The sequence below is a fragment of the Burkholderiales bacterium genome, assembly GCA_035518095.1.
In the GTDB taxonomy this organism is placed as follows: Bacteria; Pseudomonadota; Gammaproteobacteria; order Burkholderiales; family JAHFRG01; genus JAHFRG01.
Genome location: DATIXX010000029.1, coordinates 24,389 through 43,085, shown reverse-complemented (window position 1 = coordinate 43,085; position 18,697 = coordinate 24,389). Strand labels below are relative to the sequence as shown.

The following is an 18,697-nucleotide window of genomic DNA, read 5'->3' as shown; positions in this document are numbered from 1 at the left end:
GACAATAGTCTGCGGCTCGCCTTTGGTGCGTTCCTTAATCTCGCCAACACGCCACACCTGCTCTCCGGCATCTCGCAAAAACGTTTGCGCCCGTTGAGCGTGCTTCGCGCTTACCACCACGATCATGCCTATTCCGCAGTTAAAGGTGCGGTGCATTTCGCGCTCCCCGATATTACCCTGAGCTTGCAGCCATTTAAAAAGCGGCGGCATATCCCACGCCGATCGCTGCAGCTCCGCGCACAAATTGTCAGGAAGAATACGCGGAATGTTCTCCAGCAGCCCGCCGCCGGTAATGTGCGCCATGCCCTTCACAGGCGCGTGTTGCATCAGACCGAGCAGCGGTTTTACGTAGATGCGCGTCGGCGCAAGCAATGCTTCGCCCAAACTTTGCCCGTGGAAATCGGAATCAAGGTCAATGCCGCTTTTCTCGATAATCTTGCGAATGAGCGAAAAGCCGTTGGAATGTGCACCGCTCGAGCCCAGTCCCAAAACTGCGTCGCCCGCGCTTATGGCGCTGCCGGTAATCACCCGGTCCTTTTCAACAGCGCCGACCGCAAATCCGGCGAGATCGTATTCGCCGGCTGGGTAAAAACCCGGCATTTCCGCTGTTTCGCCGCCGATCAACGCACATCCCGCGAGCTCACAGCCGTTGGATATGCCTTGAATTACGCGTGCCGCCGTGGCTACATCGAGCTTGCCGCAGGCGAAGTAGTCGAGAAAAAATAACGGCTCCGCGCCCTGCACCAGGATATCGTTAACACTCATTGCCACCAGATCAACGCCTACCGTATCGTGTTTGTCGAGCTGGAAGGCAAGCTTAAGCTTGGTCCCGACGCCGTCGCAACCCGAGACCAGAACCGGGTTGCGGTATCTCTTGGAAATCTCAAAAAGTGCCCCAAAGCCGCCGATTCCGGCGAGTACTTCGGGCCGCATGGTTTTCTGGGCAAACGGCTTGATTTTCTCAATCAGACGGTCGCCGGCTTCTATATCCACGCCGGCATCAAAATAGGAAAGCTCGGTCTTGGGTGAGTCAGCGGGGCTCAAATTCGGTTATTGCCTCTTGCAAGATAAAGGTGAAACAGGCATGACACCCGCAAATTTTACCTCAAATGAATGCGGAACGGTTTGACCCTGTTCCGGATCGGCCGTTTTTGCACCCGCCAGACTTTGCGAGTCCGACCAATAATGGAACCCAAGACGCTGTTGAGCAGCGCTATCACGCTCTATTTTGATTGTTCTCGGCAGGAATTTTCGAACGTGCTTGGGTCGCGCGCTAGCACTGGTAGCGGGTTTTAACTAAAACGAACGAAGCGCAGCGACGACACTGCAGATTAGCCGAATGGATTTCATTTTGCTGTAGAAAAGTGTTGGCGATGGGCTATATACTGCTTTGCGGGTCTGGTTCGCATTAGAGATCGATAATGGCAAATCAATTAGTGCTTGATTTATCCTTGCGGGCGCAGCCCACGCTGGATAATTTTGTTGTCGGCAGGAACATGGAGCTCATTCATGTGTTGCGTGGTATGTTGGCGACGCAACCGCAAGAGCGCTTCGTCTATATATGGGGAAGCCCTGGCTCGGGGCGCAGCCATCTCCTTAAAGCCATGGTGGACGCGTTCCGGCACCAACATTCGAGCGCCGCCTATTTCCGCGGTGGGCAGGACAATGAAATGGCCTCAGGATATGAAAATTCGGGTGCACTGGCTGTCGACGACGTAGAGCGCTTGAACGGCAATGCGCAAATCGCGCTTTTCAACCTGTACAATCAAATGCGCGAAGGGCAAGGCAGGTTGTTGGTGAGCGGCACAGTTCCGCCGGCGCAACTCAAGCTGCGCGAGGATCTGGTCACCCGCCTGGGATGGGGCTTGGTGTTTCAGGTGCACGGCCTGAATGATGAAGAAAAAACGCAGGCACTGAGAACGCATGCCATGAACCGCGGATTTGAGCTGCCCCACGATGCCGCTGTTTATCTACTCAGCCATGGGCGACGCGACATGCCTTCACTTCTGGCGGTGCTTGATACCCTGGATAACTATTCCCTGCAAACAAAGCGGCCGGTGACGCTTCCCTTACTCCGGGAAATCATGCAACCGCTGCAATCTCCGGGGGAGTGAGCGTTGCCGACCACTTCCGAGTTCCTCGCGCATGCGGAGAAAGCCGAAACGGGCGATATCATTTGCAAACAAAACAGGTAAGCCATGCGCCTCGCTTTATTTGATCTCGATAACACGCTGCTGGCCGGAGATAGCGATTTTGAGTGGGCGCAATTCTTGATCGGCAAAATGGTTCTAGACCGCGAGTTGTATGAAGCAAAAAACCGCAGTTTTTACGACCAATACCGCTCTGGTACTCTGGACATAAACACGTTTCTGGATTTTCAGCTGAAACCTTTGTCGCGCCATCCGCGGCATGAACTCGATGCATGGCTCCTTGAGTTTACGCAAAATCGGATCCTGCCGATAATTACCAGGAAAGCACGCACGCTGGTGCAGAGCCATATCGAGGACGGCGATTTGACGGCCATCATTACAGCGACCAACCGTTTCGTTACCGCGCCCATTGCGGCAGAATTCGGAGTCAAGCACCTGATTGCCACCGAGCCGGAAGAACGCGACGGCGAGTTCACCGGTAAAGTCGCCGGAACGCCCTGCTTCCGCGCCGGCAAGGTCGCCTGCCTCGAGCGCTGGCTGTTGGAACTCGGACAAAAATTAACAGGCTTCGACGAAAGCTGGTTTTTCAGCGATTCGCTGAATGATTTGCCTTTGTTAGAGCGCGTGACTCATCCGGTCGCGGTGGATCCTGATGAGACATTGCGGGCACATGCTCTGGAAAAAAAGTGGCAGGTCATCAGCCTGCGCTAGCTTTTTTATTCTTGTCCATGGCCCGTCATCTGCCGCTCGTGGTATTACCGGTTCGTGCGCATTTGACCCTGTCTGCATGCCTGCCGTACGGCATCCTTGATCTGCCTGTGGCGCAAGAATTGCCGGCGTTGCTCGCCCAATTCCCAGGCCTTGCGCATGACGTCTGCGGGCAATTACGCAATCCCAAGCGCGGATTCGGCGCAGTGTATAATCCGGCTTGATTTCGCTAACTTTATGATTCGAAGACTTCTGCGCCGCGTCTTCAACAAGCAAGCTTCGCTTCCCGGCGCGCCGCTGATTATTCCACGCCACGTGCATGGAATCCGAAAGCAACAAATCAGCCAGGGCGCATTGAAGACTGTCGTTACCCTCAAGGAAAAAGGTTTTGCGGCGTTTGTTGTTGGCGGTGCCGTGCGGGATATGCTGCTCGATCTTGCCCCGAAGGATTTTGATGTTGCCACGAATGCCACACCGGAGCAGGTGCGTGCGGCTTTCCGCCGCGCGCACATCATAGGACGTCGCTTCCGACTTGTGCATGTAATGCACGGGAACGAGACAGTCGAGGTTTCCACATTTCGCGGCCCACGGTCCGAAATGCACGAAGCGCTGCAGGATGTTCATGGCAGACTCCTGCGCGATAATGTCTTCGGAGATCAGGCGCAGGACGCTGAACGACGCGATTTCACCATCAATGCGTTATTCTTCGATCCCACGACCGAAGAGGTCGTGGATTACCAAGGAGGCTTCGCCGATCTCAAGGCGCGGCGACTGCGTATCATTGGTGATGCCGAGAGTCGCTACCGCGAGGACCCGGTACGCATGCTGCGCGCAGTGCGCTTGGCTGCCAAGCTTCACCTGCAAATCGAGCCATCGACGCGCGCACCTATTCGCCGACTTGCGCCGCTCTTGCAAAACGTACCGGCCTCGAGGCTTTTTGAAGAAATGCTGAAGCTCCTGCTTTCCGGACACGCCGTGGAATGCGTCAAGGCTTTGCTGGAAAATGGTCTGCATCGTGGACTTTTTCCCATGCTCGACATGGTCCTCGAACGACCTCTTGGTCAAAGTTTCATAATGCTGGCGCTAAGGAACACCGACGACCGCATTCGTGCGGACAAACCGGTATCGCCGGCATTTCTGTTCGCGGCATTGCTGTGGCACGATGTGCTTGATACGTGGAAAAACCTTGAACAGCGCGGACTTCATTCCATGCAAGCCCTGCATCAGGCGATGGATCAGGTGATACGCATGCAGGCAGAGAGGCTCGCCATACCCAAGCGCTTCAGCGCGGTCATGAAGGAAATTTGGTCGCTACAGCCGCGTTTTTTGAACCGCTCGGGCAAGCGCGCATTTCGCGTTCTTGAACACCCACGCTTTCGGGCAGCATACGATTTCCTGATGATGCGCTGTAACAATGGTGAAGCGGAGGTAGAACTTGGACACTGGTGGACCGTGTTTCAAAATGCCGAGCATGAAAAACGTCACAGCATGCTGCTAGTTGACCAGATGGCAGGCAGACGCCGCCGCCGCCGCAGAAAACCGGCTTCGAATTATCCTACCCGAAATCGTGACGGGGAGACTCCGTGAATCCGCAAATGGTTTTCGTAGCGCTTGGCAGCAATCTCGAATCCCCGGTCACGCAAATACACAATGGTTTTGCCGATCTGGGCAATTTGCCGAAGACCAAGCTGGTCGCTTGTTCTTCGCTTTACCGCAGCGCACCGGTCGGCAATGTAAATCAACCGTATTTTATCAACGCCGTCGCCAAACTCGAGACTCGACTTGCGCCGCGCCGGCTGCTCGCGGCGCTCCTAGAGATCGAGCGGCGCCATGGCCGCCGGCGCGAGTTTCCCAATGCGCCGCGCACGCTGGATCTTGATTTGCTGTTGTACGGCGACCTCATCCATCATGAGCCCGGCATGACCATCCCACACCCGCGCATGCACCAGCGCGCGTTTGTATTGTCGCCGCTGCACGAGATTGCTCCGGATTCAGTCGTTCCCGGGATAGGCAGTGTTGCCGAATTGCTCGCCGCGTGCACCGGGCAGCATCTGCAAAAATTGGTAGAAGACTGAAGCATGTTGCCTGACAGGTATCGTTATATCGTGGTTGAGGGTCCGATCGGGGTGGGTAAAACGAGCCTCGCGCGGCTGTTATCAGAACGCTTGAACGGCCATTCGCTTCTGGAAAATCCTGGAGCCAATCCATTTTTGCCTCTTTTCTACCAAGATATACCGCGCTATGCGCTTTCGACGCAGTTGTTTTTCTTGTTTCATCGAGTGACGCAGTTGCAGGGTTTGGCGCAACTGGATATGTTCAATAAACTGACCATTGCCGATTTCATCCTCGACAAAGACCCCCTGTTCGCCAGACTTACACTAAATGATGATGAGTTTCGCCTTTATCATGAAATCTACCGGCACGTGCATCCGCAATCGCCGCGTCCGGATCTGGTGATTTATCTGCAAGCTTCGGTTGATACGCTGATCGAGCGGGTGCGACGGCGTGGCCAGCCGTATGAAAAAAATATTTCCGAGCACTACCTGGAGCGGCTTGTAGAAAGCTACAGTCGCTTTTTTTACCATTATGAAATGGCTCCCCTGCTGATCGTCAACAGTGACAATCTCAATTTTGTTGATGAGCCTCGGGATTTTGATTTATTGTTGGAGCGCCTTACGCAAATTCGCGGTGGCCGCGAATTCTTCAATCTGGGTACCTAAATGCGGATTACTCTGAACACACTGCATAAAATGGCGCAGGATGGCGAGAAAATAGCCATGCTCACCTGTTACGACGCAAGCTTCGCCCTGCTGTTGGAAAATGCAGGGGTGGAAGTGCTGCTCGTCGGCGATTCGCTGGGCATGGTGCTGCAAGGCCACGAATCGACGTTACCGGTGACGCTTGCAGAAATGGTCTACCACACGCGCTGCGTGGCGCGTGGCTCGAAGCGCGCCTTCATTGTCGCCGACATGCCGTTCGGCAGTTTCCAGTTGAGTCCGCAGCAGACATTCGCGAATGCTGCGCAGCTTATGGCCGCGGGGGCGCACATGGTCAAGCTTGAAGGAGGCCAAGCGGTGGTGGACAGCGTCGGTTTTCTTACGGAGCGCGGCCTTCCAGTGTGCGGACATCTTGGGCTCACCCCGCAATCGGTGCATCAGCTTGGTGGCTACCGCGTCCAGGGCAAGGGCGACCGCGAGGCAAAGCGGGTGATGCAGGACGCGAAGATGCTGGAGCAAGCGGGCGCCGGGATGCTGGTCTTGGAGGCGGTGCCCTCGGTACTGGCGAAGCAAATAACGGCGAAACTTGCGATACCCACGATTGGCATCGGCGCAGGCTTGGACTGTTCCGGCCAAGTGCTCGTGCTGCACGATATGTTGGACGTTTCGCCCGGCAAGAGGCCAAAATTCGTGAAAAACTTCCTGGACGGCAGAAACGGCGTACAAGCTGCGATTGAAGCATATGTAAAGGAAGTAAAAGCCAAATCGTTTCCCGGCCCTGAGCATTCGTTCTGATGCGAGATGCAAGTCGTTTCCAAAATTGAAGCTTTGCGCTCCAGGCTGGACAGCGAGCGCGACGTTGCGTTCGTCCCAACTATGGGTAACCTGCACCACGGGCATCTCGCGCTAGTTGATCTTGCCCACAAGCACGCGCTTTGTGTGGTAGCAAGCATATTTGTGAACCGATTGCAATTCGGTCCAAACGACGATTTTGCGCGCTATCCGCGCACCCTCGAAGAAGACTGCGCGAAGCTGCAGAGACACGGTGCGGACGTTGTGTTTGCGCCTGAGGAGAACGAGCTTTTTCCGATTCCGCAAAGGGTGACGGTGGATCTGCCGCCACTGGCAGATGAATTGTGCGGTAAATTTCGCCCCGGGCATTTCCGCGGTGTCGCTACCGTAGTGCTCAAGCTATTCAATATCGTGCAGCCGCGAATCGCCGTGTTTGGGAAAAAGGATTACCAACAACTTCTGATTATTCGCGAAATGGTGCGTGAACTTAATTTGCCGATCGAGATTATTCCTGCAGAAATTGAGCGCGCTCCTGACGGACTGGCATTAAGCTCAAGAAACAGCTATTTAAGTCCTGCGGAGCGGCTTGAGGCGCCGCGCCTGTACCGAACGCTGGCATATATAAAGGAGCGAATCGCGGGTGGGGAACGGGACTTTGGCGGACTGCAGAGGGAAGCCGAAAAAATGCTTGACAGTCATGGCTGGCGGGTGGACTATGTTGCACTGCGGAAAAACTCCACGCTGGAGCCTGCCCAAGCCATTGATAACGAAATGATTGCGCTGGGCGCCGCATGGCTTGGCGAAACCAGGCTTATCGATAACCTCGAGGTTTTCGTTACCGGCTAGACTATACTGACCAAATTCGGGGAGGGCGCTGAAATGCAGAGGACGATGCTCAAGTCGAAATTGCACCGCGTGCGCGTCACGCATGCCGAGTTGCATTATGAAGGTTCCTGCGCGATTGATCGGAGGCTAATGGATGCGGCGGACATTCGCGAGTTCCAGCAAATAGACATCTACAATATAACCAACGGCGAACGTTTTACCACGTACGCCATCCCGGCCGAACGCGATTCGGGAATTGTTTCAGTCAATGGGGCAGCGGCGCACAAAGCAAAACCGGATGATCTTTTGATCATCGCGACTTATGCTGTTTACTCGGAATTGGAATTGCAAAAATACCGTCCCGAACTGATTTACGTGGACCAGTGCAACCGTATTCTTGACCGACGCCAAGAAATCCCGATGCAGCGGGCTTGAAATCGCACTGAAATTTGAAAAAGCGGCTTCGTAGCCGCTTTTTTTATTGGTGCCGGGAGCGAGAGTCGAACTCGCATGACCTCACGGCCGCGGGATTTTGAGTCCCGTGCGTCTACCGATTCCGCCATCCCGGCTGGGGAGCTTGTTGTCCAGCGATTCTCAAAAGTCAAAGAATTATCCTCTAAAAGGCATTTTTGCAGCAAGATTGCGATATGCGAACCAGCGATTTTGATTATCATTTGCCACAGGAACTCATTGCGCAGTTTCCTGCCGAGCCGCGCAGTGCCAGCCGACTGCTTTGGCTTGACGGCGCAAGCGGTAAATTGCACGACTCTCGGTTTATGGACCTGCCGCAATTTCTCAAACCCAATGATGTGTTGGTATTGAATGATACCCGCGTTATTAAAGCCCGCATGTTCGCGAATAAAGAAAGCGGTGGCAAAGTGGAGCTGCTTGTGGAACGGGTTCTGGACAACCATCATGCGCTGGCGCAGGTGCGCGCCAGTCACGCGCCGCGGCCGGGTTCGAAGTTGTTTCTCGCAAATCATTTCGAAGCAATCGTGGAACTGCGTCAAGGGGACTTCTACACGCTGCGTTTCAGCAGCGACATCACGGTTGCGGAACTACTGGAGCGCATCGGCGTAATGCCGCTGCCCCCATACATTTCGCGGCCCGCTTCGGCGCTTGACGAAGCGCGTTATCAGACGGTTTATGCGCGCGAACCGGGCGCGGTGGCAGCGCCTACTGCGGGCCTGCATTTTGACGCGGCCATGCTCGACCATTTGCGCGAGCGTGGGGTGAAAATTGTCTTTGTGACTTTGCATGTGGGCGCAGGGACCTTCAAGCCGGTATGCGTGGATGATATCAGCGAGCATAGAATGCACAATGAGTGGTACGACATTTCCGCTGCGACCGTTTCCATAATCGAAACGGCGCAACGCGAAGGCGGACGCGTCGTGGCCGTGGGCAGCACTAGCTTGCGCGCGCTGGAAGCGGCGGCTGTAAGCCAAAAATTGCAGGCGAGTTGCGGCGAGACGGATATTTTTATCACTCCCGGCTACCGGTTTAAAGTCGTGCAACGGCTCCTTACGAATTTTCATCTGCCGCGCTCCACGTTACTTATGCTCGTGTCGGCCTTTGGCGGAGTAGAAAACATACGCCGCGCTTACCGACACGCCGTGGAAAACCGCTACCGGTTTTTCAGTTACGGCGATGCGATGTTGATCGAGCGCCAATCGTGAAAGAAGCGTGAATGGACTTCGTGGTTCGTCATACCTCGGGTAAAGCGCGTTGTGGAACCCTGAACCTTGAACACGGCGCCGTCGCGACCCCGGCATTTATTCCGGTTGGCACTTACGGTACAGTAAAAGCCGTGAGCCCGGTTGAGCTCAAGCAAATCGGCGCCGAGATCGTGCTTGGCAACACCTTTCATTTGTGGCTGCGACCGGGATTGGAGGTCATCGAAAAGCATGGCGGCCTGCACCGCTTCATGGCGTGGGACGGGCCGCTGCTCACTGATTCCGGTGGATATCAGGTTTTCAGCCTGGGCAAGCTGCGCAGAGTCAGAGAGCAGGGGGTGCAATTCCGGTCGCCGATCAATGGCGACCGCTGCTTTCTGTCGCCGGAAGAATCGATGCGAATCCAGCGCGTGCTGAATGCGGATATTGCAATGGTGTTTGATGAATGCACGCCTTACCCGGCGGATGAAGAGCAGGCGCGGACATCAATGCAGCTTTCGCTGCGCTGGGCGGAACGCTCGAAGCGCGCCTATGAAAGCGGCAGCACTGCATTATTTGGCATTGTGCAAGGCGGCATGTATGAACGTTTGCGCGAGCAATCGCTGCGCGCTTTGGTTGATATCGGATTTGACGGCTACGCCATTGGAGGATTGTCGGTGGGCGAGCCGAAGCGCGACATGCAGCGCATTCTCAGGCACATCGCTCCGCAACTGCCTATTGAGACGCCGCGTTATCTGATGGGAGTGGGTACGCCGGAAGATATCGTAGGCGCGGTAGCGCAGGGGATTGATATGTTTGACTGCGTTTTACCCACACGCAATGCCCGGAACGGCTGGATTTTTACCCGGAACGGAACGATAAAGCTGAAGAATGCCCAATATCGCGACGATATGCGACCTTTTGACGAGCAATGCGCCTGTTATACCTGCAAGAACTTTACCCGTGCCTATCTGCATTACTTGCAGCGGGCAAATGAAATTCTCGGTGCACGCTTAAATACCGTCCACAACCTGTATTATTACCTGGAATTAATGCGCGGGTTGCGACGCGCAATCTCGGCCGGCCGCTTTGTCGAGTTTGTGGAGGAGTTCCAGCAGATGCGCATCAGCGTGCTAAAATAACGGCTTTATTTGAAACCGGAGCGCGAACGTGCTGATGAAAGACGTTTTTGCACAGACTACCGGACCAGGGCAACAAGGGATGGACTGGGTCGGATTGATGCCCCTGCTGTTATTGTTTGTACTCTTGTATTTTTTAATGATACGTCCTCAAATGAAGCGTGCCAAGGAGCACAAGACAATGACAGAGGCGCTGCAAAAGGGCGACGAAGTCGTAACCGGCGGCGGAGTGCTGGGCAGGATCACCAAAGTCGGCGGCAACTATGTAACGCTGGAAATATGCGACAACGTGGAAATTCAGGTGCAGAAAACGGCGATTCAAACCTTGCTCCCGAAGGGCACCATAAAAAATGAAAAGTAGCTGGCGCGGAGATCGGGCTTGAATAAACCGCACCATGCCGCCAGCGTTTGACCGTTCACTGATGTGACATGAATCGCTACCCCCTCTGGAAATACATTCTTGTCGGCGTCGCGTTGCTGCTGGGGTTTATTTACGCGCTGCCTAATTTGTTCGGCGACGTTCCCGCGGTGCAAATTTTGCCGGCCCGTTCCGAGCTGAAAGTGGACAGCGCATTGTTGCAGCGGGTCGAAAGCCTGCTTGCCAAAGCCAATGTCCCTTCGCAAGGCGCCTTCCTCGACGTCAACACCGTTAAAGTGCGCTTTTCTGACACTGATACGCAGCTCAAAGCGAAGGACCTGCTGCAATCGAAGTTGGGCGACGATTACGTCGTTGCGCTCAACCTTCTGTCGAGCTCTCCGCGTTGGCTGTCCGACATCGGCGCACTCCCCATGTACCTGGGTTTGGATCTACGCGGCGGCGTGTATTTCCTGCTTGAGGTCGACATGAAGACCGCGCTGGATAACACGGTAGAACGCTATGGGAATGACATCCGTACCGGCCTGCGCGACAAGAGAATTGCCTATACCGGCGTTAATCGGGAAGGGCAGGTTCTTACCATCAAATTCAGGAACGACGAAGCCCGCACCCAGGGCATGGACGAGCTTGGCAAAAACTATCCCGAGCTGGCGCTAAAGGAAGTCAACGACGGAGAACCGAAGCTTCTCGCCACACTCACGCCTCAGGCGACGACGCGAATCAAGGAATACTCGCTGTTGCAGAATATCACCACGCTGCGCAACCGCGTAAATGAACTCGGAGTGGCCGAGCCGGTAATTCAGCAGCAAGGCACAGACCGCGTGGTGGTGCAACTACCCGGAGTGCAGGATACCGCAAAAGCAAAGGACATTCTCGGGCGCACTGCAGCTCTGGAAGTGCATATGGTGGATGAGGAACATTCAGATCCGGGTTCGCTGCAAGCCGCGGAACAGGGACAAATACCGTTGGGCGACGAGTTATTTAAGGACAGGGCCGGGGTTCCGCTGTTGGTAAAGAAGAATGTAGTCCTGACGGGCGAGCGCATCAGCGACGCCCGGCCGGGCTACGACGGGCAGACCGGAGAACCCGCGGTGCATATCACGCTTGACGGGACCGGCGCACGTATTTTCCAGCAGATTACTCGCGATAACGTCGGCAAACGCATGGCGATCATCCTCATTGACAGAGGCAAAGGGGAAGTAGTGACCGCACCTGTGATCCGTACGGAAATCGGAGGAGGCAGGGTACAAATCAGCGGTGGACGCATGAGCGTGGAAGAAGCGCGCGATATCGCCTTGCTGTTGCGCGCCGGCGCCTTGGCCGCGCCTATGGAGATCATCGAGGAACGCACCGTCGGGCCGAGTCTCGGTGCGGATAATATCAGGCGCGGCTTTCATTCAACATGGATCGGTTTTTCCGCGATCGCCATATTCATGATTGTCTATTATCAGTTGTTCGGTTTGATATCGGTGGTAGCGCTGGCGATTAACGTTTTGTTTCTTGTAGGACTGCTTTCCATGCTGCAAGCGACACTTACCCTTCCAGGCATGGCCGGTATCGCGCTCACCGTGGGCATGGCGATTGATGCCAACGTGCTGATCAACGAACGGATCCGCGAAGAGCTGCGCAATGGAACCACGCCGCACGCGGCTATTGCTGCTGGTTATGACCGGGCATTCGGCACCATACTCGACTCCAACATCACCACGCTGATCGCGGGCATTGCTTTGTTTATGTTTGGTTCGGGACCCGTGCGCGGCTTTGCCGTGGTGCTGTGCCTCGGGATACTGACGTCGATGTTCAGTGCGGTGGTGGTCTCGCGCAGCATGGTTAACCTGATTTACGGCCGGCGCCGCAAGCTTGAAAAACTTTCCATTGGCCAAGTATGGCATCCATTGGCTAAAGCCAAAACCTGAAATAGGATAAAACCGTGGAATTTTTCAGGATTAAACACGACATTCCGTTCATGCGCCACGCGCTGGTGTTCAACGTGATTTCCATCATCACGTTCATCCTGGCGGTGGTTTTTCTTTCCACCAAGGGCTTGAACTTCGGAGTAGACTTTACGGGCGGTACGGTGATGGAGATGCATTACATGCAAGCGGCAGAGACCCACCAAATCCGCGATACTCTTGCTAAGCACGGTTTTAGCGACGCCAGCGTGCAGAATTTCGGCACGGCGCAGGATGTATTGATCAGGCTGCCCGCCAAGGCCGGATTAACCAGCGCCAAATTGAGCGAGAAGGTGCTGGACGCACTGCGCCAGGACGACAAAACTGTGCAGATGCGGCGCGTCGAATATGTGGGGCCTGAGGTAGGCAAGGAGTTGGTGGACAACGGCTCATTGGCGCTGCTTTTGGTTTCGATCGGCATCGTGTTGTACCTGTGGCTGCGCTTCGAGTGGAAGTTTGGCCTTGCGGCGATCATTGCCAACCTGCATGATGTGGTCATCATCTTGGGCTTCTTCTCATTCTTTCAATGGGAGTTTTCGCTTTCGGTGCTGGCAGCCGTGCTGGCAATTCTCGGTTATTCAGTGAATGAATCGGTGGTCGTGTTCGACCGGATACGCGAAAACTTCCGCAAGATGCGCCGGGCCAGCACGCGGGAAATTATCAATAATGCAATTACCCGTACCATGTCGCGCACCATCATCACCCATGGTTGCACCCAATTGATGGTGACCTCAATGTTGTTTTTCGGCGGTGAAGCGCTGCATTATTTTGCGCTGGCGCTTACCATTGGGATTCTGTTCGGCATTTATTCCTCGGTGTTGGTTGCGAGTCCGATTGTGATGTGGCTCGGCGCGACGCGTGAGGATTTCATCAAGCCGGAAAAGAAGGCTGCGGTGGGAACCCTGTAACGGCGCGCCCGACGTGGAAGTCATCGCAAGCCTTTTCGACCTGTTGGCCCATCTTGATCAGCATCTGCTGACGCTATTGCAAAACTATGGAGACTGGTTTTATCCGATTCTGTTCCTGATTATATTCTGTGAAACCGGCTTGGTAGTGACTCCATTTCTTCCGGGGGACTCATTGCTTTTCGTAACCGGGACATTGACAGCGACGAATGCGCTCAATGTCCACGGAGTGGCGGCGCTGCTTATGGCGGCAGCGTTTTTAGGAGACAATACGAATTACTGGATTGGTCGCTTTCTCGGCCCCAGGGTGTTCCGCAAAGACCAATCGCATTTTTTCAACCGTGCGTATCTTGATAAAACCCGGGTCTTTTATGAAAGGCACGGCGGCAAGACCATCCTGATAGCGCGCTTCATTCCCATCGTTCGCACTTTTGCGCCGTTTGTTGCCGGGATCGGTCGCATGCGCTATACCCGCTTTCTGTTGTACAGCTTGGGCGGCAGTGTATTCTGGATCAGCTTTTTCGTATTTGGGGGGTACTACTTTGGTAATGTTCCGGTGGTGAGGCAGAATCTAACGGCGTTTATTATGCTGATCATTTTTGTTTCTATTCTGCCGGGCATTATCGAATATTTTCGCGGCCTGGCCCGGGCGCGCTGAGCCTTGCTAAATTCTCTTTGCGAGTTCGGCGGCTTTACCGACATAGTCCCAAGGCGTCATTTGCAGTAACCGGGTTTTTTCGTTTGCCGGAATCGCAAGGCTGCTAATGAACCTGTGCAATGTTTCGCGCGTGATCCCGTTCTTTCCGCGCGTTAGCTGTTTAAGTTGTTCGTAAGAATTGGCCACACCATAGCGACGCATCACCGTCTGGATAGGCTCCGCAAGCACCTCCCAATTTCGCTCCAAATCCTGCATAAGGCGTTGCGGATTGGCTTCCAGTTTGCGCAAGCCCTTGAGGCAGGAATCGCAGCCGAGCAAGGTGTAGCCCAACGCCACCCCAATGTTGCGCAGTACCGTAGAGTCGGTGAGGTCGCGCTGCCAGCGCGATACCGGAAGCTTGTCACTCAAATGCCGGAGGAGCGCATTGGCGAGTCCGAGATTGCCCTCCGAGTTTTCGAAATCGATTGGATTCACCTTGTGCGGCATGGTCGAGGATCCCACCTCCTTTTCATCCGCTCTTTGCCTGAAATACCCCAATGCGATGTAGCCCCACATATCGCGGTCGAGGTCCAAAAGAATGTTGTTGGCTGCGGCGAATGCGTCGAATAGTTCGGCCATGTAATCGTGCGGCTCGATTTGGATGGTATAGGGATTGAATTCGAGCCCGAAATGCTTGATGAAAGCTTGCGCAAATTTTTCCCAGTCGAAATCGGGGTAAGCCGCCAGGTGCGCGTTGTAGTTACCTACCGCGCCGTTGATTTTTCCGAGAATTGCGACGGCGGCGATGCGCTGAGCAGCCCGGCGCAGGCGGTATGCGACATTGGCGAACTCTTTACCTAGGGTCGTGGAGGATGCGGGCTGACCGTGCGTATGAGCGAGCATGGGCGTGGCCGCGAGCCGGTGCGCAAACTCGGTGAGCATATCGATGATTTCTTTTACAGCGGGCAGCATCACCTTTTGGCGGGCGTTTTTCAGCATCAGAGCGTAGGAAATATTGTTGATGTCTTCCGAAGTGCAGGCAAAATGGATAAATTCGGAAATCTTGGCGATTTCCGGGTTGCCCGAGAAACGCTCCCGCAGCCAATACTCGACGGCTTTGATATCATGGTTGATACGCGACTCAACCGTTTTTACAGCCTCGGCGTCGGCTTCGGAAAAGTCGGCTGCCAGCGAATCGAGCTGCGTCAGTGTGTCATCGGAAAACTGCGGGACTTCGGCAATCGTCGGCTCGCGGCTCAACGCTTTCAGCCATTCGATTTCGACCTGGATGCGGTAGCGGATAAGTGCATACTCGCTGAAATACTTGCGTAAGGCTTCGACTTTATTATGGTAGCGCCCGTCAAGCGGGGAGAGCGCGGTCAAAGGTTTCATTTTATGCCTTTAGCTAACGAGCGCATTTTATCACAGGTAACGTATGCGGACGCCTGAACCGACTGCAACGAAATTTACGCGACTGCTGCGGGAAGTCCGCGCCTGCAAGGTGTGCAAAGCACATCTGCCCAATCCGCCGAAACCGATTCTGCGCGCCGCAGCGACCGCCACCCTGATGATCGTGGGACAGGCGCCGGGGCGCAGAGTCCATGAAACCGGAATTCCATGGAATGATCCATCGGGCGACCGCTTGCGCGAATGGCTTGAGCTTGGGCGCGATGAATTCTACGACGCGCGCCACATCGCCATCATCCCCGCGGGCTTTTGTTATCCAGGCACCGGGGAGAACGGCGATTTGCCGCCGCGCCCCGAATGCGCGCCGCTTTGGCATCCTAGACTGCGCTCGTCGTTGCCGAACATAAGCCTTACTTTATTGGTTGGAAATTACGCACAGGCCTATTACCTCGGTACGAGGGCGAAACCCACGGTCACTGAGACGGTGCGCGGTTACCGGGAATATTTACCAGAATTTCTGCCACTTCCGCATCCCAGTCCGCGCAATCGCGGCTGGCTCAAAAACAACCCGTGGTTTGAGAAGAAGGTAATTCCGCAACTTCGCCTGCTCGTCTCCGACGTAATCAGGAAACCACGGTAAACGCTTCAGTAATTCGATTTTCACCGAGGCCGCGACGGCGTATCCCGTGGGGCGGAAATGTTATAATAAACACACGATTATTTTTGCCGGAAATCCCATGAAATTGATCGGGTCGCTGACGAGTCCTTTTGTGCGCAAAGCGCGCGTGGTGCTTGCCGAAAAACGCATTGATTACGAGATGCAGGTTGACATTCCCTGGAGTGAGGACACGAAGGTGCCGGAATATAATCCGCTCGGCAAGGTCCCGGTACTGCTTCTGGACGATGGCACCAGCCTGTTTGACTCGAGAGTAATCGTCGAATACCTGGATACCCTTACTCCCTTGGGACGCCTGATTCCCGAAGCAAGCCGCGAACGCACCTTGGTCAAGCGCTGGGAAGCATTGGCAGATGGCATAGCGGAAGCAGCCGCGGCAATTGTTATCGAAACAAGACGTCCCGCGAAGCTGCAAAGCAAGGATTGGATTACGCGTCAGCGCGGCAAAATCGCGGGCGGATTGAAGGCGGCGTCAATCGACCTCGGTGAAAAGAACTGGTGTTCGGGGGAGATCTATAACTTATCCGACATTGCGGTAGGCTGTGCGTTAGGGTTCCTCAATTTGCGTTTGCCTGAAATAGATTGGCGAGCATCTTGGCCAAATCTCGACAAGCTTTACGCCAAAGTCATGCAGAGGGCGTCGTTCAAAGATACGGTACCGCCGGCCGCATAAGGGCTCAGGCACTGATAATTCCGCCGCCGAGGCAAACGTTGCTTTCATAGATCACCACCGACTGTCCGGGCGTGACTGCCCATTGTGGTTCGGCGAACTCGACGTGGCAGGTATATTCATTGACCTGCGATATGCAGCATGCGGCGTCGGCTTGCCGATAGCGGGTTTTCGCGCAATACACCCAGTTACAATGCGGCAGGCGCCCACTCACCCAGCTCAGACGGACACCAGTAAGTTTCTGGCGGAATAATGCGGGGTGATCGTGACCTTGCACTACCACGAGTACATTGCGCGCCATGTCTTTGGCGGCGACATACCACGCCTCGCCTTTGCCGCCTATGCCCAATCCTTGGCGCTGGCCTATGGTGTAATACATAAGACCTATATGCTCGCCTACTATGTCGCCGTCCGGAGTTTCCATAGCGCCGGGATTTCTCGGCAGATAGCGACTCAAGAATTCGCGGAACGGACGCTCGCCGATAAAGCAGATACCGGTGCTGTCTTTTTTGTCGTGAACGGGCAATCCCCGTTGTCTTGCGATTTCGCGGACTTCGCGCTTGTACAAATTGCCGAGCGGATAAAGTGTTCTCGAGAGCTGGGCCTGATTCAGGCGGTACAGAAAATAACTTTGGTCCTTGGTGCCGTCTTCGGCTTTTAGCAGCTGGAACATGCCGTCGGCTTCGCGAATCTGGGCATAATGCCCGGTGGCGATATAGTCTGCGCCCAGGCCCAAGGCATGGTCGAGGAATGCCTTGAATTTAATTTCAGCGTTGCACAGCACATCCGGGTTCGGCGTGCGACCAGCGCGGTATTCGTTCAGAAAATCGCTAAATACGCGCTCCTTGTACTCAGCGGAGAAATTGACAGTCTCGATATCGATGCCGATGCGGTCCGCGACCGCAACCGCGTCAATTAAATCCTGTCTGGATGAACAGTATTCCTCCGTATCGTCGTCTTCCCAGTTTTTCATAAAAAGCCCGCGCACGTCGAAGCCTTGCTGCTGCAGCAGCAAGGCCGCCACTGACGAGTCCACTCCGCCAGACATGCCGACGATAACGCGCTGTTTAGACATAGTGGTTGGCACTCTTCAACCGGTCGTCGAGCGGAAACATGACGGCGGGATGGATATGACCAAAATAGAACAAGTCAACCGCGAATTCCTGACGAGTGCGGAATTCAGAAATGCACGCGGCCCAGCGTGGCTTGGTCGCGCCGCGCACTACCCGGGACATTGCGCGATGGATTTTCGGCAAACCGCGACGTTTCAGCACATTCCGGCAGCCTTTGGCGTTGAGCGATTGGTCCAGTGACCCCATGCGACTCTCGCGATCGGCACCGCCGTCGTCGCGAAAATCCGAGCTTTCCTCTCCGACGTAGGGCGCGCGTGTTCAGCGCGAGATTTGGCTTCGCCTTCAAACGCGGCGTCATTTATCTGTTCGAAAATCGCGGTCACGTCTACAAGTTACTGCCCGCTGAAAGTTACGATTGCTTGCACTGCGCACTCGTCCTTGCAACAGAGCTTCATCTCTTCGGCGTGCAGCGACAGGCAACAAAAGGAGGCTCGTAGGAAAAGTTTCGGCGCATAGGATTAATGGTAATGGACGAGGATATCCAGCGGGTACCGCGTACCTGCAAGGTAATCCTGCACGCAGCGCAACACCAGCGGACTGCGATGGCGATGCGCTTGTTTACGGATGTCTGCTTCGGTCATCCAGGCGGCGCGAATTATGCCTTGATCCAGCTTGCGTTGCGCGTCGAAGCCTGAGGTGTGCCCGGTAAAAGCAAATCGCAGGTAGGCGACATTACTGCCCGGCTTTTGCCAGCGGTAAATGCCGAGCAGGAACTCGGGTTGAAAATGATAAGCGGTTTCTTCCAGGGTTTCGCGCATTACGGCCTCAAGCAAAGTTTCATCCGCTTCGAGATGACCGGCAGGCTGGTTTAATACCGTGCCCTCATCCGTATGCTCCTCGACCAGCAAAAATTGGCCGTCGCGTTCAGCAACAGCAGCCACTGTGACATTCGGTTTCCAAATCATGCCGTTTTCCATGATCGAAGACCAATTTTAGCTTTTCTGCAAGCAACTCAAAA

Annotated in this window: 22 protein-coding genes and 1 tRNA gene; 17 read left to right on the top strand and 6 right to left on the bottom strand. The window is 54.9% G+C overall.

The features are described 5' to 3' along the window. Positions 1-1,044, bottom strand: a 1,044-nt coding sequence (purM, locus tag VLV32_05615; GenBank protein HUL41365.1) for a phosphoribosylformylglycinamidine cyclo-ligase, incomplete at its 3' end; no start/stop codon positions are given. A 377-nt stretch (positions 1,045-1,421) separates the two neighbouring features. On the opposite strand from purM, the gene hda reads away from it, so the two are divergent. From hda to panD, 9 genes are all read left to right on the top strand, one after another. Beyond that, positions 1,422-2,114, top strand: a complete 693-nt coding sequence (gene hda / locus VLV32_05610) for a DnaA regulatory inactivator Hda (protein HUL41364.1) — start codon at positions 1,422-1,424, stop codon at positions 2,112-2,114. A gap of 84 nt (positions 2,115-2,198) precedes the next feature. Next, positions 2,199-2,861, top strand: a complete 663-nt coding sequence (locus VLV32_05605; protein HUL41363.1) for an HAD family hydrolase — start codon at positions 2,199-2,201, stop codon at positions 2,859-2,861. A 17-nt stretch (positions 2,862-2,878) separates the two neighbouring features. Continuing rightward, complete coding sequence (locus VLV32_05600; GenBank protein HUL41362.1) at positions 2,879-3,082, top strand: hypothetical protein; 204 nt, start codon at positions 2,879-2,881, stop codon at positions 3,080-3,082. A gap of 13 nt (positions 3,083-3,095) precedes the next feature. Next, positions 3,096-4,445 carry a polynucleotide adenylyltransferase PcnB gene (gene pcnB, locus VLV32_05595; protein HUL41361.1) on the top strand — a complete coding sequence of 450 codons (1,350 nt, stop codon included), beginning with the start codon at positions 3,096-3,098 and terminating at the stop codon, positions 4,443-4,445. Beyond that, positions 4,442-4,933, top strand: a complete 492-nt coding sequence (gene folK / locus VLV32_05590) for a 2-amino-4-hydroxy-6-hydroxymethyldihydropteridine diphosphokinase (GenBank protein ID HUL41360.1) — start codon at positions 4,442-4,444, stop codon at positions 4,931-4,933. The genes pcnB and folK overlap by 4 nt, the downstream gene beginning before the upstream one ends. Before the next feature lie 3 nt (positions 4,934-4,936). Beyond that, positions 4,937-5,578, top strand: a complete 642-nt coding sequence (locus VLV32_05585) for a deoxynucleoside kinase (protein HUL41359.1) — start codon at positions 4,937-4,939, stop codon at positions 5,576-5,578. Then, a complete protein-coding gene (gene panB / locus VLV32_05580) occupies positions 5,579-6,370 on the top strand; it encodes a 3-methyl-2-oxobutanoate hydroxymethyltransferase (GenBank protein ID HUL41358.1) in 792 nt (263 codons plus the stop codon). It abuts the gene before it with no gap. A gap of 6 nt (positions 6,371-6,376) precedes the next feature. Beyond that, positions 6,377-7,213, top strand: coding sequence for a pantoate--beta-alanine ligase (gene panC, locus VLV32_05575; protein ID HUL41357.1), 837 nt, complete (start codon positions 6,377-6,379; stop codon positions 7,211-7,213). Between the two features lie 33 nt (positions 7,214-7,246). Next, on the top strand, positions 7,247-7,627 hold the full coding sequence (panD, locus tag VLV32_05570) for an aspartate 1-decarboxylase (protein HUL41356.1): 381 nt from the start codon (positions 7,247-7,249) through the stop codon (positions 7,625-7,627). A gap of 47 nt (positions 7,628-7,674) precedes the next feature. Here panD and VLV32_05565 read toward each other — a convergent pair. Then, positions 7,675-7,761 (bottom strand) — tRNA-Leu (locus tag VLV32_05565). A 78-nt stretch (positions 7,762-7,839) separates the two neighbouring features. Between VLV32_05565 and queA the strand changes: the two genes are divergently transcribed. From queA to VLV32_05535, 6 genes are all read left to right on the top strand, one after another. Continuing rightward, complete coding sequence (gene queA, locus VLV32_05560) at positions 7,840-8,868, top strand: tRNA preQ1(34) S-adenosylmethionine ribosyltransferase-isomerase QueA (protein HUL41355.1); 1,029 nt, start codon at positions 7,840-7,842, stop codon at positions 8,866-8,868. Between the two features lie 11 nt (positions 8,869-8,879). Further along, complete coding sequence (tgt, locus tag VLV32_05555; GenBank protein HUL41354.1) at positions 8,880-9,986, top strand: tRNA guanosine(34) transglycosylase Tgt; 1,107 nt, start codon at positions 8,880-8,882, stop codon at positions 9,984-9,986. 79 nt (positions 9,987-10,065) lie between these two features. Then, a complete protein-coding gene (gene yajC, locus VLV32_05550) occupies positions 10,066-10,344 on the top strand; it encodes a preprotein translocase subunit YajC (GenBank protein HUL41353.1) in 279 nt (92 codons plus the stop codon). A gap of 68 nt (positions 10,345-10,412) precedes the next feature. Further along, entirely contained in the window at positions 10,413-12,275 is a 1,863-nt protein-coding gene (gene secD / locus VLV32_05545; GenBank protein HUL41352.1) for a protein translocase subunit SecD, read from the top strand. A 14-nt stretch (positions 12,276-12,289) separates the two neighbouring features. Then, entirely contained in the window at positions 12,290-13,219 is a 930-nt protein-coding gene (secF, locus tag VLV32_05540; protein HUL41351.1) for a protein translocase subunit SecF, read from the top strand. Positions 13,220-13,232: 13 nt separating this feature from the next. Next, positions 13,233-13,874 carry a DedA family protein gene (locus VLV32_05535; protein ID HUL41350.1) on the top strand — a complete coding sequence of 214 codons (642 nt, stop codon included), beginning with the start codon at positions 13,233-13,235 and terminating at the stop codon, positions 13,872-13,874. A gap of 6 nt (positions 13,875-13,880) precedes the next feature. On the opposite strand, the gene purB is transcribed toward VLV32_05535, so the two are convergent. Beyond that, positions 13,881-15,245: an adenylosuccinate lyase gene (purB, locus tag VLV32_05530; GenBank protein HUL41349.1), complete on the bottom strand. Its 1,365-nt coding sequence runs from the start codon at positions 15,243-15,245 to the stop codon at positions 13,881-13,883. Between the two features lie 43 nt (positions 15,246-15,288). On the opposite strand from purB, the gene VLV32_05525 reads away from it, so the two are divergent. Further along, positions 15,289-15,900, top strand: a complete 612-nt coding sequence (locus tag VLV32_05525; protein HUL41348.1) for a uracil-DNA glycosylase family protein — start codon at positions 15,289-15,291, stop codon at positions 15,898-15,900. 97 nt (positions 15,901-15,997) lie between these two features. Next, on the top strand, positions 15,998-16,609 hold the full coding sequence (locus tag VLV32_05520; protein ID HUL41347.1) for a glutathione S-transferase: 612 nt from the start codon (positions 15,998-16,000) through the stop codon (positions 16,607-16,609). 4 nt (positions 16,610-16,613) lie between these two features. Here the strand turns inward: VLV32_05520 and mnmA are convergent, their stop codons facing one another. The 3 genes from mnmA to VLV32_05505 all read right to left on the bottom strand — a co-directional run bounded on the left by mnmA (position 16,614) and on the right by VLV32_05505 (position 18,656). After that, complete coding sequence (mnmA, locus tag VLV32_05515) at positions 16,614-17,681, bottom strand: tRNA 2-thiouridine(34) synthase MnmA (protein HUL41346.1); 1,068 nt, start codon at positions 17,679-17,681, stop codon at positions 16,614-16,616. Next, positions 17,674-17,925: a hypothetical protein gene (locus VLV32_05510; GenBank protein HUL41345.1), complete on the bottom strand. Its 252-nt coding sequence runs from the start codon at positions 17,923-17,925 to the stop codon at positions 17,674-17,676. The genes mnmA and VLV32_05510 overlap by 8 nt, the downstream gene beginning before the upstream one ends. 272 nt (positions 17,926-18,197) lie before the next feature. Beyond that, complete coding sequence (locus VLV32_05505; protein HUL41344.1) at positions 18,198-18,656, bottom strand: NUDIX hydrolase; 459 nt, start codon at positions 18,654-18,656, stop codon at positions 18,198-18,200. Positions 18,657-18,697 lie beyond the last annotated feature (41 nt).

Excerpts from the sequence above, each read along its gene's own strand:
- VLV32_05605 (HUL41363.1), top strand. The coding sequence starts at position 2,199 with ATGCGCCTCGCTTTATTTGATCTCGATAACACGCTGCTGGCCGGAGAT.
- secD (HUL41352.1), top strand. The coding sequence starts at position 10,413 with ATGAATCGCTACCCCCTCTGGAAATACATTCTTGTCGGCGTCGCGTTG.
- queA (HUL41355.1), top strand. The coding sequence starts at position 7,840 with ATGCGAACCAGCGATTTTGATTATCATTTGCCACAGGAACTCATTGCG.
- yajC (HUL41353.1), top strand. The coding sequence starts at position 10,066 with ATGGACTGGGTCGGATTGATGCCCCTGCTGTTATTGTTTGTACTCTTG.
- VLV32_05600 (HUL41362.1), top strand. The coding sequence starts at position 2,879 with ATGGCCCGTCATCTGCCGCTCGTGGTATTACCGGTTCGTGCGCATTTG.
- mnmA (HUL41346.1), bottom strand. The coding sequence starts at position 17,681 with ATGTCTAAACAGCGCGTTATCGTCGGCATGTCTGGCGGAGTGGACTCG.
- panD (HUL41356.1), top strand. The coding sequence starts at position 7,247 with ATGCAGAGGACGATGCTCAAGTCGAAATTGCACCGCGTGCGCGTCACG.
- VLV32_05525 (HUL41348.1), top strand. The coding sequence starts at position 15,289 with ATGCGGACGCCTGAACCGACTGCAACGAAATTTACGCGACTGCTGCGG.
- purB (HUL41349.1), bottom strand. The coding sequence starts at position 15,245 with ATGAAACCTTTGACCGCGCTCTCCCCGCTTGACGGGCGCTACCATAAT.
- tgt (HUL41354.1), top strand. The coding sequence starts at position 8,880 with ATGGACTTCGTGGTTCGTCATACCTCGGGTAAAGCGCGTTGTGGAACC.
- panB (HUL41358.1), top strand. The coding sequence starts at position 5,579 with ATGCGGATTACTCTGAACACACTGCATAAAATGGCGCAGGATGGCGAG.
- VLV32_05585 (HUL41359.1), top strand. The coding sequence starts at position 4,937 with ATGTTGCCTGACAGGTATCGTTATATCGTGGTTGAGGGTCCGATCGGG.
- VLV32_05510 (HUL41345.1), bottom strand. The coding sequence starts at position 17,925 with ATGGGGTCACTGGACCAATCGCTCAACGCCAAAGGCTGCCGGAATGTG.
- VLV32_05505 (HUL41344.1), bottom strand. The coding sequence starts at position 18,656 with ATGGAAAACGGCATGATTTGGAAACCGAATGTCACAGTGGCTGCTGTT.
- hda (HUL41364.1), top strand. The coding sequence starts at position 1,422 with ATGGCAAATCAATTAGTGCTTGATTTATCCTTGCGGGCGCAGCCCACG.
- panC (HUL41357.1), top strand. The coding sequence starts at position 6,377 with ATGCAAGTCGTTTCCAAAATTGAAGCTTTGCGCTCCAGGCTGGACAGC.
- VLV32_05520 (HUL41347.1), top strand. The coding sequence starts at position 15,998 with ATGAAATTGATCGGGTCGCTGACGAGTCCTTTTGTGCGCAAAGCGCGC.
- pcnB (HUL41361.1), top strand. The coding sequence starts at position 3,096 with ATGATTCGAAGACTTCTGCGCCGCGTCTTCAACAAGCAAGCTTCGCTT.